Source organism: Exiguobacterium sp. s123, from assembly GCF_018617075.1.
In the GTDB taxonomy this organism is placed as follows: domain Bacteria; phylum Bacillota; class Bacilli; order Exiguobacteriales; family Exiguobacteriaceae; genus Exiguobacterium; species Exiguobacterium profundum.
The window spans coordinates 230,078-244,548 of record NZ_JACSJL010000003.1 but is presented as its reverse complement, the minus strand read 5'-3'; the positions used below and the strand labels follow the sequence as shown (position 1 = coordinate 244,548).

17 protein-coding genes and 1 pseudogene are annotated in these 14,471 nt (G+C 47.8%); 9 read left to right on the top strand and 9 right to left on the bottom strand.

Features of this window, described 5'->3' with window-relative positions:
- The first annotated feature begins 42 nt into the window (after positions 1–42).
- The 3 genes from KNO72_RS07740 (at position 43) to KNO72_RS07730 (ending at position 2,857) form a co-directional block, all read left to right on the top strand.
- Positions 43–1,542: a malate:quinone oxidoreductase gene (locus KNO72_RS07740; RefSeq protein WP_214684952.1), complete on the top strand. Its 1,500-nt coding sequence runs from the start codon at positions 43–45 to the stop codon at positions 1,540–1,542.
- Between the two features lie 234 nt (positions 1,543–1,776).
- Entirely contained in the window at positions 1,777–2,145 is a 369-nt protein-coding gene (locus KNO72_RS07735) for a hypothetical protein (protein WP_214684953.1), read from the top strand.
- A gap of 13 nt (positions 2,146–2,158) precedes the next feature.
- Positions 2,159–2,857 (top strand): hypothetical protein, encoded by a 699-nt coding sequence (locus KNO72_RS07730; protein ID WP_214689007.1) that lies wholly within the window; start codon positions 2,159–2,161, stop codon positions 2,855–2,857.
- A 63-nt stretch (positions 2,858–2,920) separates the two neighbouring features.
- Here the strand turns inward: KNO72_RS07730 and KNO72_RS15815 are convergent, their stop codons facing one another.
- From KNO72_RS15815 to KNO72_RS07710, 4 genes and pseudogenes are all read right to left on the bottom strand, one after another.
- Positions 2,921–3,835, bottom strand: coding sequence for a methyl-accepting chemotaxis protein (locus KNO72_RS15815; protein ID WP_214757674.1), 915 nt, complete (start codon positions 3,833–3,835; stop codon positions 2,921–2,923).
- A 110-nt stretch (positions 3,836–3,945) separates the two neighbouring features.
- Positions 3,946–4,473 (bottom strand): CarD family transcriptional regulator, encoded by a 528-nt coding sequence (locus tag KNO72_RS07720; protein ID WP_143180210.1) that lies wholly within the window; start codon positions 4,471–4,473, stop codon positions 3,946–3,948.
- 109 nt (positions 4,474–4,582) lie between these two features.
- Positions 4,583–5,008, bottom strand: a complete 426-nt coding sequence (locus KNO72_RS07715) for a MarR family winged helix-turn-helix transcriptional regulator (RefSeq protein ID WP_078145998.1) — start codon at positions 5,006–5,008, stop codon at positions 4,583–4,585.
- Positions 5,009–5,150: 142 nt separating this feature from the next.
- A pseudogene (locus KNO72_RS07710) lies at positions 5,151–5,333 on the bottom strand (alcohol dehydrogenase catalytic domain-containing protein); the annotation flags it as partial.
- 128 nt (positions 5,334–5,461) lie between these two features.
- On the opposite strand from KNO72_RS07710, the gene KNO72_RS07705 reads away from it, so the two are divergent.
- From KNO72_RS07705 to KNO72_RS07690, 4 genes are all read left to right on the top strand, one after another.
- Complete coding sequence (locus KNO72_RS07705; protein ID WP_214757672.1) at positions 5,462–6,202, top strand: hypothetical protein; 741 nt, start codon at positions 5,462–5,464, stop codon at positions 6,200–6,202.
- 109 nt (positions 6,203–6,311) lie between these two features.
- Positions 6,312–7,058 (top strand): methionine ABC transporter ATP-binding protein, encoded by a 747-nt coding sequence (locus tag KNO72_RS07700; RefSeq protein ID WP_214757670.1) that lies wholly within the window; start codon positions 6,312–6,314, stop codon positions 7,056–7,058.
- A complete protein-coding gene (locus KNO72_RS07695; RefSeq protein ID WP_214757668.1) occupies positions 7,051–7,713 on the top strand; it encodes a methionine ABC transporter permease in 663 nt (220 codons plus the stop codon). Before KNO72_RS07700 ends, KNO72_RS07695 begins: the two co-directional genes overlap by 8 nt.
- A gap of 20 nt (positions 7,714–7,733) precedes the next feature.
- A complete protein-coding gene (locus tag KNO72_RS07690) occupies positions 7,734–8,546 on the top strand; it encodes a MetQ/NlpA family ABC transporter substrate-binding protein (protein ID WP_214757666.1) in 813 nt (270 codons plus the stop codon).
- 35 nt (positions 8,547–8,581) lie between these two features.
- On the opposite strand, the gene KNO72_RS07685 is transcribed toward KNO72_RS07690, so the two are convergent.
- From KNO72_RS07685 to KNO72_RS07675, 3 genes are all read right to left on the bottom strand, one after another.
- Complete coding sequence (locus tag KNO72_RS07685) at positions 8,582–9,418, bottom strand: aldo/keto reductase (protein WP_214757664.1); 837 nt, start codon at positions 9,416–9,418, stop codon at positions 8,582–8,584.
- Positions 9,419–9,496: 78 nt separating this feature from the next.
- Positions 9,497–10,459, bottom strand: a complete 963-nt coding sequence (locus KNO72_RS07680; RefSeq protein WP_214757662.1) for an HAAS signaling domain-containing protein — start codon at positions 10,457–10,459, stop codon at positions 9,497–9,499.
- Positions 10,446–10,793 carry a PadR family transcriptional regulator gene (locus KNO72_RS07675; protein WP_015880292.1) on the bottom strand — a complete coding sequence of 116 codons (348 nt, stop codon included), beginning with the start codon at positions 10,791–10,793 and terminating at the stop codon, positions 10,446–10,448. Before KNO72_RS07675 ends, KNO72_RS07680 begins: the two co-directional genes overlap by 14 nt.
- Before the next feature lie 128 nt (positions 10,794–10,921).
- Here KNO72_RS07675 and KNO72_RS07670 point away from each other — a divergent pair, with 128 nt between their 5' ends.
- Positions 10,922–11,323, top strand: coding sequence for a hypothetical protein (locus tag KNO72_RS07670; protein ID WP_214684970.1), 402 nt, complete (start codon positions 10,922–10,924; stop codon positions 11,321–11,323).
- Positions 11,324–11,361: 38 nt separating this feature from the next.
- Here the strand turns inward: KNO72_RS07670 and ahpF are convergent, their stop codons facing one another.
- Together ahpF and ahpC are read right to left on the bottom strand one after the other, a co-directional pair.
- On the bottom strand, positions 11,362–12,885 hold the full coding sequence (gene ahpF, locus KNO72_RS07665) for an alkyl hydroperoxide reductase subunit F (RefSeq protein WP_214757660.1): 1,524 nt from the start codon (positions 12,883–12,885) through the stop codon (positions 11,362–11,364).
- A gap of 11 nt (positions 12,886–12,896) precedes the next feature.
- The gene (ahpC, locus tag KNO72_RS07660) at positions 12,897–13,460 is read right to left on the bottom strand and encodes an alkyl hydroperoxide reductase subunit C (RefSeq protein WP_015880295.1); all 564 of its coding nucleotides are present in this window, start codon (positions 13,458–13,460) and stop codon (positions 12,897–12,899) included.
- Between the two features lie 318 nt (positions 13,461–13,778).
- On the opposite strand from ahpC, the gene KNO72_RS07655 reads away from it, so the two are divergent.
- Positions 13,779–14,465: a BglII/BstYI family type II restriction endonuclease gene (locus tag KNO72_RS07655; RefSeq protein WP_214757658.1), complete on the top strand. Its 687-nt coding sequence runs from the start codon at positions 13,779–13,781 to the stop codon at positions 14,463–14,465.
- Positions 14,466–14,471: the final 6 nt, after the last annotated feature.

The following is a 14,471-nucleotide window of genomic DNA, read 5'->3' as shown; positions in this document are numbered from 1 at the left end:
AATCGTATGACAAAAAATTCAGGGGATAAGGATGGGGTTTTCATGAGCAGTACGCAAACGAGAACAGACGTCATTTTGATTGGGGCAGGGATTATGAGCGCAACGCTCGGTTCACTCTTTAAAGAGCTCGTACCGGAGTGGAACATCAAAGTGTTCGAAAAGCTCGATGCAGCAGGGGAAGAAAGTTCAAACGAATGGAATAACGCAGGTACGGGACATGCCGCACTTTGCGAATTAAACTATACAACAGAGAACGCAGACGGGACGATTGACATCTCCAAAGCGGTCAACGTCAACGAGCAGTTCCAAATCTCGCGCCAGTTTTGGGCGCACCTCGTCAAGCAAGGACTGATTGAGAATCCAGGAGCCTTTATTCGTTCAATCCCACATATGAGCATGGTCCAAGGGGAGAAGAACGTCGATTTCTTGAAACGCCGTTTGGAAGCGCTCACAACGAATCCGTTGTTTGAAGGGATGGTCTTATCGGACGATCCGAGTCAATTACAGGAATGGATCCCGCTCATCATGGACGGACGGACACCGGATGAACCGATTGCTGCGACGAAAATCGACTCAGGGACAGACGTGAACTTTGGCGCATTGACACGTATGTTGTTTGACCATCTCACATCGAACGGGGTCGAAGTCAACTATGGCCATAGCGTCGAGGACGTGAAGCGCCTCGAGAACGGTCATTGGGAAGTGAAAATAAAAGACATGTCTCAGAACACGATTGAGACGCATACGGCACCGTTTCTCTTTATCGGAGGCGGTGGTGGCAGTTTGCCGCTCTTACAAAAGACAGGGATTCCGGAATCGAAACAAATCGGAGGATTCCCAGTCAGCGGTCTCTTCCTCGTTTGTAAAAATCGCGAGGTCATCGAGCAACATCACGCCAAAGTGTATGGTAAAGCGAAGGTCGGGGCACCACCGATGTCGGTCCCGCATCTCGACACTCGTTTTATCGATGGACGCAAAGAGTTGCTGTTTGGACCGTTCGCCGGCTTCACACCGAAATTCTTAAAAACAGGATCGAACTTGGATTTGATTCGTTCGGTCAAGCCGAACAACGTCATCACGATGCTTGCCGCAGGGGCGAAAGAGATGCCACTTACGAAATACTTGATCGAGCAGGTACTCTTGTCTCACGACAAACGGATGGATGAACTCCGTGAATTCATCCCGAATGCCAAGAATGAAGATTGGGAAATCGTCGTGGCGGGGCAACGTGTGCAGGTCATCAAAGATACACCGCAAGGAAAAGGAACACTTCAATTCGGAACGGAAGTCGTCAGTGCCGAAGATGGGTCGGTCGCGGCACTTCTCGGTGCTTCTCCAGGCGCATCGACGGCCGTGCACGTCATGTTGAAAGTGCTCGAGCAGTGCTTCCCGCAATACTTACCGGAGTGGGAACCGAAAATCAAAGAGATGGTCCCGTCGTATGGCTTGAAGCTGTCGGAACATCCGGATTTATTCAAGACGATTCACGAATCGACGGCGGTCACGCTCGGTTTAGAGGAAAAGGACATGGTTCACAATTAATAGATTCAAGACGAGTATACAATCGTATGCTCGTCTTTTCTTTGAATTCTGTGGGAGGGAACCAAAAAAGTGGGTATTTACAGAAATAGGAATATGGAAAAGAGGTGATGGCTCATCAAGCCGATTAAATTGAGTCACTGGGAGCAGAAAAAATATGCGCGTTATTTACGTCATCTGCGAACATACGATGATCACTTTGAGTATTGTGTCATTCCGAACTATGAGGAGTATGCCATGGAATTGAAGACAGAGTCGATTCAACTCGCTGATTGTTTTGCTGTGCTGATGCGTCAGAACGATCACTATATCCTCGTCTCCATAGCGTTAGATGGAGAATGGGAACTCAAACGTGTGTTGCAATGGCTCGACCTCCACGAAGTGAGATTGTTTCATCCTACACAGGACACATTGATTCTGTCGAACGTACAGGATGTGATTGATGCGGTCACATTTCAAGGATACCCTCTCGTACTAGTCGAGAAGGGAACAAACGTGTTATTCGTCGGTCCTGAATATCTAGAGGAAGTGACAGACGAATTTGAGCACTATCACAAAATTACGAATACGGCGTCGGCAGAGTCACTCCAAATTGAAGATGAATAGGGAGCGGTGTCTCATGAATCGAATCGGATTGAAAGAGTTTGTTGAGAGGGGCACTACGAATGAATACTTACGACCGTTTGTCAGTAAATGCAAAACGTCGAACCCCAATGTTTTCATTGTAGGCATTAATCCGGCCTCTTCGATTTTGAAAACAGATGTGGATCATGATGTCGATCGATACATTGATTTAATAATGGACCGGGAATCGTTTCTAACATTCATTCAGCAGAAGAACATAGAAAAGGGGAAGCGACCTTTTTCAAAGACAAGGATTGGATTGAATCAACTGGTTAATCAGTTAGAAACGCAGTCGAATGAAGCGATTGAAGTGTTAGAGACGAATATCAATGCGTATGCGACGCCAACAGCAAAAAAACTAAAAGCAATTCATCCTTCTATTAAACAAAGCGGTCAAGAATGGTTTCACAAATTAATGCGTGAACATACTCCAGCTGTCGTCATCGTGCATAGTCTGGATGCGACACGTGATTTGATGAAATGGTTAATCGCCAACGAGATGATACAATCATCGGTTTACAATCGGTCTTATCGGCTCAGAGACTGGATTGACTTGGGTCCTATTCCAATCAACTATCCTAGTGGTGCGACAGGCGTCGTGTTTTGCACGAAGCACTTGAAGTACTATGGATGGAAGGGAAATGCGTTTCAACAGTTAAGAGAGGATGTATTAACCCAATTTAACGAGAGATGACAAAAACCGTTCACCCGAAGCAAGACACATCGTCTTTGCTTGTAGTGAACGGTTTTAGCACATTTAGACCATCCGTAAGAAGGTCTTGGCCTGCTGTTCGAGTGTGGCGGCCGAATCCGCCAGTTTTTCAAACTCACAGACCGTCTGTTCGAGTTGTCCGGAGCTATCTTTGACTTTATGAGAGATGCGTCCGATGCTCCTCGACACGTCATCGATGCGTTTGACGATGCCCTCGATGTTGTTATTCACTTCAGTGATAGAAAGCGAAACTTTGTTCGAAAGATTGCGGACCTCTGTCGCGACGACATTGAAGCCACGTCCATGCTCACCTGCGCGTGCCGCCTCGATTGCGGCATTGAGTGCGAGGAGATTGGTTTGGGCAGCGATTTCGCGAATCGTTCGGACAATATCCGTGATCGTCTTCGCCTCTTGCTGGAGCGCTTTTAGGTGCTCTAGGTTTTGAGTCGACTCTTGTTCAATCAGTTTGACGTTCTCGAGGACGTGTTCTCCGTCTTGTTTCCCGATTTGGGACTGGGCGGATAAGTATTCAGATGTCTCTTGAAGATCATTCGCCATGTGGAGTACGTCTTGTTGCCGTGACGTGATATCGGCCGCAATCTTTGAAACGCCGATGACGTTCTGATTGGCGTCATCGAAGATTGGCATGTAGGTCGCTTCTAGCCAGACACTATGACCATCGGCGGCACGTCGTTCAATCTTGTCGTGATAACTCAATCCTTGCATGAGTTTACGCCAAAATAGGTCGTATTGGGGACTGTTCGCAAACTCGGGCAAGCAAAGATCACGATGGGGGCGTCCCATCAGTTCCTTGACTTCGTAGCCCATCGTTTTGGCAAAAATCTCGTTGACGTAGGCGACGCGACGATGTTCATCAAAGCGAATGATAGCCAGATTGTTTTCGATTGCCCGAACAACGTGCGTGTCGGTGACATGGGTCGTACTAGAGTGCAGTTGCATCCTAACATCCTCCCTATATCAGTTGATTTGTTTGTATTAGGATACCCGATAACTGTCAAAATAAGTATATGATTGTAGCAAAATAAAAAGACCACTTCCAAATGGAAGGGTCAAGGTGTGAGTGTCGCCATGCTTTCATGTAAGTACTCGCCAATTGTGCGCTCGATGTCGCTCTCTGAACGCTCGAGAGCAAGGGAGAGCTCTTTCACCAAAATCGTTTTGGCATTCTCTAAAATTTTACGATCTTGTTCGTATAGCTTTTTGTTCGCTTGAAGTGCCTCGATTTGTCGACGGCTCAATGTATTGACCACTTGGGCAATCTCGTGACGGTTTCCTGAATGCACGACATTCAAAAATTCACGATTGCGATTGTTGGAATGTGGATTCCATTCCACGCCAGGCGAGCGGAACGACTCTAAAATCTCTGATGCCTCGTCTGCTTCCAGTAACGTCAACATCATCACGTTGTCATTATCGACAGGAATGCTGATCTGCAACTTTTGTGAGTTGTTGATGGGGTGAAGCGTATAGTACGATTTCGTCTCTCCTGCAACCGTTTTGTCCGAAATGTCGTCGATGCGACATACGCCATGGGTCGAGTAGATGATTAAGTCTCCAGTTTTAAACAAGTCGATCACCTCTTCCTTACCTATAAGCATAGTCATTCAGAAGATGAAATGTCAACTCGGTTGACGTTTTGGGTCATGTATGCATATGAAAAACCGTATCACCATCAAGCTGACACGGTCATAGTTTCCAATCCACGCGTAGAATGGTTTTCAGTTGTTCAAACGCCTCTTGGCCGATGCTTTCTTGGATCCGTTGCTCAAGTTGCGCTTTGAGCGTCTCGTTTTGCTCATAACACGTATGACCGAGCGAGGTCAACTCGATACATTTGTCTTTTCGATTTTGCGGATGGTCTGTCACGAGAACGAGCGCTTTACTTTCGAGGTTCTTGATCAGTTTATGAATCGCTTGTCGAGAAATATGGACACTGCGCGTGACCTCGGCAATCGTTCTTTTCGACTGATAAAGTGTCGCGAGAATATACCATTCCGAGTTCGAGAGTTGGATATCACTTTGTTCATTCCAAGATTGTTCACTCATACGTCGAACTTGATCATTGCGCTCTGACAATAAATCAAGTAGACGGGTTGACGTTGATGGAGTCAAATCAAGTCACTCCTCTTTCATTTCCGGCTTTTAGACGTTCCTAACTATACAAAAGCAACTATACCCCGTCAACGTCAATCTAGAACAAAACGAGGCACATAGCCCCGTTTTGATTAGCAGTGTTTATTTTTGAAGTCGATGACCATGCGATACTGACGCGATCTCCAACTTTCAAACTCGTAACATCGTCTGCGATTTGAGATATGATCCCAATCCCTTCATGACCGAGCACACGTCTTTGGACATCACCGAAGTCACCCGCGGCGACGTGAAGGTCTGTGTGACACACGCCACAATACTCGACATCGACGAGCGCTTCGCCTGTTTATAATGGAAAGAACGGAATAAAAGTGTTTTATTTTTGAATAGCATTTGTCTGAAAGATGAACTTTTCTCACACAAAGATTTAGGGGAATAGAGATAGAGAAAGTAGACGAAAGGAGTGTTATTTATATGACACGAACAGCGTTATTTCACGCATATAAATCAAAGATTTTGCAGCTATCAAATTTAGAAGAAGAGACGTTGAAAAATGAAGACTTTTTGTTAGACCGTGATGAAAAGAAACAACTTGAGATCTATTACGCACCGTTCGAATACATCAATCCGGATGCGAAAGTCGTCATCGCGGGAATCACGCCAGGCTTGTATCAGATGCGTCAGTCGTTTGAGGCGATTCGTGACATGAAGGATGTGACAGACGAAGAGGCGCTTCGAGCCGTCAAACAGCGTGGCAGTTTTTCCGGTCCGATTCGAAAGAACTTAGTGACGATGCTGGACGATTTGGAGTTACATCATCATCTAGGGATCGAATCCTCCCTCGATTTGTTTGGATCAGCGAACCATCTCGTTCAAAATACAGCGGTTCTTCCTTATCCTGTTTTCTATAAAGGCAAGAACTATAACGGATCGAGCCCGGATATGATTCGAACGGAGCTGTTTCGACCATACGTAGAAGGAGTCTTTGCAGAAGAGATGGCCCATCTTCAAGATGCGCTCATCTTACCGATGGGTGTGAACGTGAGGCGAGCCGTGGAGTTATTGGTTGAGCGAGGGCTCTTGGATCAAGATCGCGTAGTGAGTGGGTTTCCACATCCGTCTGGTGGGAACGGTCATCGCCATCGCATCTTCGCCGAAAATCGAGACGCCATGAAACGACACATTGCTGAACATTTCAAAAGACATCCACTCTGAACCGCAGGGGGGTTCTTTTCATGTGAGCACATGAACTGACATCGACTCTTTACTTCGATAAAATGATAAACGGTTGACTCACTCACGAGATGTAGAAAGGATGTCCGCCATGATCACATTGTCGTCCGTCCATAAGCGTTATGGACAAGAGATGGCCGTCCGCGATGTATCGCTTCATATTCGAAAAGGGGAGATTTACGGCATCATCGGCGCGAGCGGTGCCGGGAAGTCGACGCTTCTTCGATTGATGAATTTGTTGGAGAAACCGGATGCTGGGAGCGTCACGGTCGATGGCGACCAGTTGACCGAACTCTCCAACCGGGAACTACGCAAGAAGCGACATCGAATCGGTATGATTTTTCAACAATTTAATCTTGTTGCGAATAAGAACGTCTTTGATAACGTCCTCGATTCACTGAAGCTTGCCAAACGGCCGAAATCATCATGGGAGACACGCGTGATGGAATGTCTCCGGTTCGTTGGACTCGAAGCGTATCGCGATAAATATCCTTCCCAGTTGAGTGGGGGACAGAAGCAACGTGTCGCGATCGCAAGGGCACTCGCGAGCGAACCGAGCGTACTCCTCTGCGATGAACCAACCTCTTCTCTCGACCCGAATACGACGGCAGAAGTGCTGCGTGTCCTCGAGTCGGTCAATGAACAACTCGGTGTCACCGTCGTTCTCGTCACGCATGAGATGGATGTCATCCGTCAAATCTGTCATCGCGTCACCGTCATGGCAGACGGATCCGTTCATGAGACGATTGAGAGGGGGCCGACAGGGGTGGTCGCCATCGATCAGAATCCAAGTTGGTTCGTCGAACAGTTGCGAGAGGAAGGTGAAGCGAATGTCTGAAATCTTGGTCCGCTATCAATCAGAGATTTGGCAGTCCATTGCCGAGACGTTCATTATGGTCGGGGTATCGATTCTCGCCGCTATTCTAGTCGGATTGCCATTAGGCACGTGGCTTTACCTTTCGCGTAAAGGACAATTGTTAGAGAATCAAATCGTCTTCTCCGTCCTCAATCTGGTCGTTAACATCGTCCGGTCTTTCCCGTTCTTGTTACTCGTCGTGTTTTTGATTCCATTTACACGGCTTATTATCGGGACGGCCATCGGAACAGCAGCAGCGACAGTGCCGCTCTCCATCATTGCCATTGCACATTATGCGCGCCTCGTCGAACAGTCGTTGATTGATGTCCCACGCGGGGTCATCGAAGCGGCACTCTCGATGGGCGCAACGGTTAAAGATATCATCTTTAAATTTCTATATGTGGAAGCCCGGTCCGGTCTTGTCCTCGGATTGACTACATCCATCATCAGTTTTATCTCATACTCGACGATTATGGGAGTCGTCGGGGGTGGTGGCATCGGTGACTTTGCCATCCGTTATGGATATCAACAATTTCAGACAGAACTCATGCTCTATATGATTCTCATCATGCTCGTCTTCGTACAGTTGATTCAATTCACGGGCACGACCGTGGCACGCATCATCGACAAACGCTAAATAGAAAGTAGGAAATGAATATGAAAAAATTGATGGCTCTTCTTGCCTCACTCACACTCGTCCTCGCAGCATGTGGGAACGATACAGAAACACAAACGGAACAAGCGAACGAACCACAGACATTGAAAGTCGCGTCACTCATCCCACCTATGACAGATATGCTTGAAATTGCGAAAGAACAGCTCGCAGAAGAGAACATCGAACTCGAAATCGTCGTCCTCGGAGACAACGTCCAGCCGAACTCGGCACTTGCGGCAAAAGAAGTTGATGCGAACTTCTTCCAACACGTTCCGTACATGGAAGAGTTCAACCGCAGCAACGATGCGAATCTCGTTCCAATCGAACCGATTTATTTCGCAAACTATGGTGTATACGCAAAAAACTATGACAAGATGGAAGACATTCCGGAAGGCGCGACAATCGCCATCGCCAACGACGTATCGAACATCGACCGTTCGCTCTCCCTGCTCGCACAACATGATGTGATCGAGCTCAGAGAGAAAGAAGGCACGTACTATACACAGGCCGATATCACATCGAACCCGAAAAACTTCAAATTTGAAGAAGTCGACTTATTGATGCTCGCGCGCGCGTACGATGATGTCGATGCGGTCTTGATGACACCGGCTTACGCTGCACCGCTCGGTTTGACACCGAAGAGTGACGCACTCTTAACAGAAGGCGTCGAGAATGATTTCGCCATCACGCTTGTCGCACGTGAAGACAACAAGGATGACGAAGCGATCCAAAAACTCGGCGAAGCGCTCACAAGTGACGAAGTCCGTGCGTTCTTGCAAGAGAACTATGATGAAACGGCCATTCCGGCGTTTTAAACAAAAAAGATTGAGCCATCTAGGCTCAATCTTTTTTAGTACTCTTCGTATTCTCGCGGGTCTTGGTCATCGATGCGACCATCCGGTTTCGTCAACGCATTGAGCGTCTCCATCTCTTCCTCGGTCAATTCGAAGTTGAAGACGTCGAGATTCTCTTTTTGGTGCAACTCGCTAGACGAGCGGGCGAGCGGAATGACACCAAGCTGCACGTGCCAACGCAAGATGACTTGAGACACGCTCTTTCCTTTTTGTTTGGCGAGCTCGGTGATCTTCTCGTCATGGATGACCGTGCGGGCGCGACTGAGTGGGCTCCACGCTTCTGTGATGATGCCGCGTTCTTTATCAGCTTGCCGCTGTTCGACTTGCGAGAAGTACGGGTGTAACTCGATTTGGTTAATGACCGGTGTTTCTCCCGTTTCTTCAATCAAGCGGTCTAGGTGCTCCGGCATGAAGTTCGATACCCCAATAGAGCGGATCCATCCGTTTTTCTTCGCTTGAATCAACGCACGCCATGCCTCGACGTACTTGTCTTGTTTCGGGTTTGGCCAATGCAAGAGGAACAAATCCCAATAGTCGAGGTTCGCTCGATATAGGGACTCTCGAATCATCTCGAGCGCCTGATCGTAGTCATAATATTGCGCGCGCAGTTTCGATGTTAAGAAAAGTTGTTCACGCGGGATGCCGGATTGGCGAACCGCTTCACCAACCGTGCCTTCATTATCGTAGCGAATCGCCGAATCGATGAGTCGATATCCGTTCCGGATGGCGCATGTGATGGCGTCGACCCCTGCTTCACCTTTCAAATAAACCGTCCCGAGTCCGATGGCCGGAATCTCATAACCGTCATGTAGCTTGATTGTTGGAATACCCATCAAATGCCTCCCCATTCAAAATCCGTTCTCTTCTCCGCTATTCCACTTTCCTTGGAAATGAAACGTTTGAATGTGAGGTCAACGTCGAAACGCTTTGATCAAACCTTCTGCTAAATCGAGAATACACACGATGATGATGGTGAGTAAGACACTCCAGACGCCCCAACGACTGATTGTTTCAAGGTCGGCGTTGATTTGCTCAGCAATCAACGGGAGCGCTTCGGTCGAAATTAGATCGGGTTGCAGCATAATGAGCGCTGTGACGACAATCCATACGATATTGAAGAGCGCGTTCCATAAGGCGAGCGGCTTTGTCCAATGTCGAACCATCCATTTGTAAATGGCGATGGCGATCCCAAAGGCGGCCAGGGCGATGACAAACGGGAAGAATTGATCCAAGACCGACGCATTGAGTAGCGGATAGGATTCACTATCTGTGACAACACGAATCAACTGCTCGGCGTTGACATACAATACGACCATCAGAACGGTGGCGATAAAGTCAAACAAAATCGAACCAAAATAAATCGAGGTCGAACGTGGTTTTACCTTCTTGAGTTGCTCAGGTTTCCAACTAGAGAAAGGCACTTCACCCTCAGGTACAGCACGTTCAATGATGAAGAACGTGAGGGTGATCCAGAATAGCGTCTGAACGACGACATTGAAGATAGCCGCACCAGTTTGAAGGAATGCTTGAATCAAGAATTGACTCCAAGACGTGTCGTCGATGGGATTGGTCAAATAACCGATGATCGAGAGAATGGTGACAACCGTGACGGCAATCGGTAAGACGATTTTAATGATGTTCACGTACTGTGTGAAGAGAGCAGGACCGATGAGATAAAGTGGTCGGTTCGCGTAGCGAGCAGCGAGGATTTGAGGGTCGCCGAGTTGGCGCAATGCTTCAAATAAAGCCGCTTCAGACGAGTCATTTCCAGTCATGTCATCAATGGTCGATTCCAATTCGAGTGCGACGTCTTGCCGCATCGACTCTGGGATTCGAGAGGTGACTTCATCGATATACACATCACGAAGATTCATGATCGTTTCCTCCTTCAATTAGACGGGTCAATGTTTTCGACATGTTCATCCATTCCACGTACAACTCATTCAAAATATCCATTCCGTCTGGGCTGAGCACATAGTACTTGCGAGGTCGACTCTCCGTCGTGTCCCAGGAACTCGTGACGAGTCCTTGTTTTTCCAGTCGACGCAAGAGCGGGTAAAGCGTACTTTGATCAATGTTGATATCGGCATCTAGCAGTGCTTGAACGAGAGAATAGCCGTATTGGGGTGTCTTCAACTGACTGAGCACCGCAATCGTCAACGTGCCGCGCCGCAACTCCGTCACCAACGAGGCTTTTACATCAGACATTTTTTCGCCTCCTTCATTCGTTTATCTTTATACTATATATCATACACTATAAGTTATCATACATCAATGTGAATAAAAAACGTTGAGTCATTTCCTGATTTTGGGATAATAAAGAGGAGGTGATGTTGATGAAGTGGTGGTGGATGGTTGGCGGTGTGGTGATCGCCAGTTTATTGACGATCAATGCACAATGGTATGGGAATGCGGCGACGTTTGGGGTACCGATTGGCTGGATCATCATGCTGCTAGTCTTGGCACAGTTTCGAAAGCCGACATCGACTCCGTGGGCGGTGTCGGTCGGAGTGATGAGTGTAGGGGTGGCGATTTTGCTCTCGATTCCGAGCTACTCGTTAGCTGAGGCAGAAGAGACGTTGAGCAAAACGTACAATGACGTGGAGTACATGGAGAGCGTTCCGACGACCGGAGGAGAATGGAATCCATTCTCTCCTCGAGTGGGCTATCGGTTTGAAACGGAGAGCGGAGACTCGATTTTATTCATCCCGGACTCGGGGAAGACGTTTGAACTATAAAAAAGACTCGCTCTCATGATAGAGGGCGAGTCTTTGTGTTAGTTGCGGATCATGTAGTCGAAGGCGCCGAGTGCGGCTGTCGCACCAGAACCCATCGAGATGATGATTTGTTTGTAGGCGCTGTTCGTGCAGTCTCCTGCCGCGAACACACCTGGGACGTTCGTCGCGCCATGACGGTCGACGACGATTTCCCCGAAGTTGTTGCGTTCGACCGAGTCGAGCCAGTCCGTGTTCGGGACGAGACCGATTTGAACGAAGACGCCTTCAAGTTCGACATGATGTGACTCGTTCGTCTCACGAGACACATACGAGATGCCGTTCACTTTGTCCGTACCCGTGATTTCTGTCGTCTGAGCGTTCGTGATGACAGTCACGTTCGGGAGGCTGTGAAGACGATCTTGTAGCACTTGGTCAGCTTTAAGTTCAGGAGCGAACTCGAGGACCGTTACGTGCTTGACGATTCCTGCGAGGTCGATGGCCGCTTCGATCCCAGAGTTACCGCCACCGATGACCGCGACACGTTTCCCTTCGAAGAGAGGACCGTCACAGTGCGGGCAGTAAGCGACCCCTTTGTTTTTGAACTCCGCCTCACCTGGGACGTTGACGTTACGCCAGCGTGCACCTGTCGAGAGGATGACACTCTTACTCTTCAAGACAGCACCGTTCTCGAGTTCGATCTCGACGAGGTCCTTTTTCTCCAGACGCTTCGCGCGTTGAAGGTTCATGACATCGATGCCGTACTCTTTGACGTGCTCTTCTAGACTGGCGACAAGCTTTGGACCTTCTGTATAAGAAGTACCGATGAAGTTCTCAATCCCCATTGTGTCCATCACTTGGCCGCCGAAGCGCTCTGCGATGATTCCGGTACGGATTCCTTTACGAGCCGCGTATACAGCTGCACTCGCACCAGCTGGACCGCCACCGACGACGAGGACGTCGTACGGGTCTTTGTCCGAGAATGCAGAGGCGTCAGGACCTGTACCGAGTTTCGCCAAGATCTCTTCGAGTGACATCCGACCGTTACCGAACGATTCACCGTTCAAGAAGACCGTCGGGACAGCCATGATTTCTTTTGCTTCCACTTCATCCTTGAACGCGGCTCCGTCAATCATCGTGTGGGTGATGTTCGGGTTAAGGACGCTCATGACGTTTAGCGCTTGCACGACGTCAGGACAGTTGTGGCAGCTGAGGCTGATGTATGACTCGAAGTGATACGTGCCTTCGATGTTTTGGATCTGTTTGATTGTGTCCGCATCGACTTTCGGCGCGCGCCCGCTCACTTGGAGGAGGGCGAGGACGAGTGATGTGAACTCATGTCCGAGTGGAATCCCCGCGAAGACGATTCCTGTCTCTTCGGATGGACGATTCACGCTGAAGCTCGGTGTACGCTCGAGCGTCGCGCGTTCGACCGAGATGCGTGATGACATGCTGGCGAGTTCGTTGACGAGCTCGAGCATCTCGTTTGAGACTTTGTCTTCCCCAGCGCTTACACGGAGGACGACATCGCCCTCCATGAGCTGAAGATATTGGTCGAGCTGTTGTTTAATCGCTGCTTCTAACATGCAATCGCTCCTTACAATTTACCGACGAGGTCAAGGCTTGGGCGGAGTGTTTCAGAACCCTCTTCCCATTTCGCTGGGCAGACTTCGCCTGGATTGTTGCGTACGTATTGTGCTGCTTTGACTTTGTTGACGAGCGTGCTCGCGTCACGGCCGATGCCGCCAGCGTTGATCTCGACAGTTTGGATGACACCGTCTGGGTCGATGATGAACGTACCACGGTCTGCGAGGCCGTCTTCTTCGTTCAAGACGTCGAAGTTGCGTGAGATGACGTGTGATGGGTCACCGATCATGATGTACTCGATTTTTCCGATTTTCTCAGATGTTTCGTGCCAAGCTTTATGTGTGAAGTGTGTGTCTGTAGAGACAGAGTATACTTCTACACCGAGGTTTTTAAGTGTAGCGTACTCGTTTTGAAGGTCTTCAAGTTCAGTTGGGCAGACGAATGTGAAGTCAGCTGGGTAGAAGCAGACAACGCTCCATTTACCTTTGAGGTCGTTCTCTGTAACTTCGAGGAATTCACCTGTTTGGAATGCTTGTGCTTTGAATGGTAGTACTTCTTTGCCGATTAATGACATGGGTTATGTCCTCCTTGTTTTTTTACTCTAGCGTTTCTATCTCGACTAGAATAATTATAATGTAATACTAACTTCATATAACGAGCTGGAATTGTCAAGGCGTTTGCATGCTTTGAAATGTGTTGAAATAACTAATGATTATTTATGAATAGCTTAATATCAATGAAGAAAACGATTACAATAATGATGTATTTTCTTTCTTTAAGTAGTATCTTTACAAAATATTAAATGAGTCACAAACTCGATTGGAAAATGGGGAGTGTATCGTTATTCTCGTCTTTCTGTTCGTGATTATCATTTACAGACGGGGGATTTATTATGAATTATCGAGTTCATTCCCACCGATTCGGTGAGACGATATTGAAAAATGATGAAGAGTTCAAGGAAATCTGGTCAGAGATTCATGACATCATTCAGTCAATTAGCGACGATGACATCATCAAAACATTTAATGAGAAATACGCTAAAAAGAACAAAAGCCTGTCGAAAGCTTTGAATGAACTGTTCAGATTAGAATTTTTAAAAAGTGGATGGGAAAAGGAAAGTCCGATTTTTCAGGACCGCTACTATTCAGAGAATGTGTGGCGTCTTGATTTCGCCAAAGACAATATCTCACTCGAGGTCGGATTTAACCACGCAGGTACAATCGCTTGGAATTTATTGAAACCGGTCATCGCAAGCGAACTGAATCACGTTGAAAAAGCGATTCAAACCCGAATCGGAGTAATCATCTGTGCGACTCAACGATTACAGCGAGCTGGTAATTTTGATGGAGCCATTGGGACGTATGAGAAATATGTGCACCATTTGAAGCCATTAAACACGCAACTCACCGTACCGATTGTTATTATCGGACTTGAAGCACCGGATACATTCAAAATCGTTGAATATTTAAATGAAAAAGGCGAAAAAAGAGGCCGCGTAGAGGAATTCTACGCGAACCTACTTGTCGATGACACGGCCGAGACCTATGATGAACCGATGTTCGATGAAGATTTAGACTGATGTACT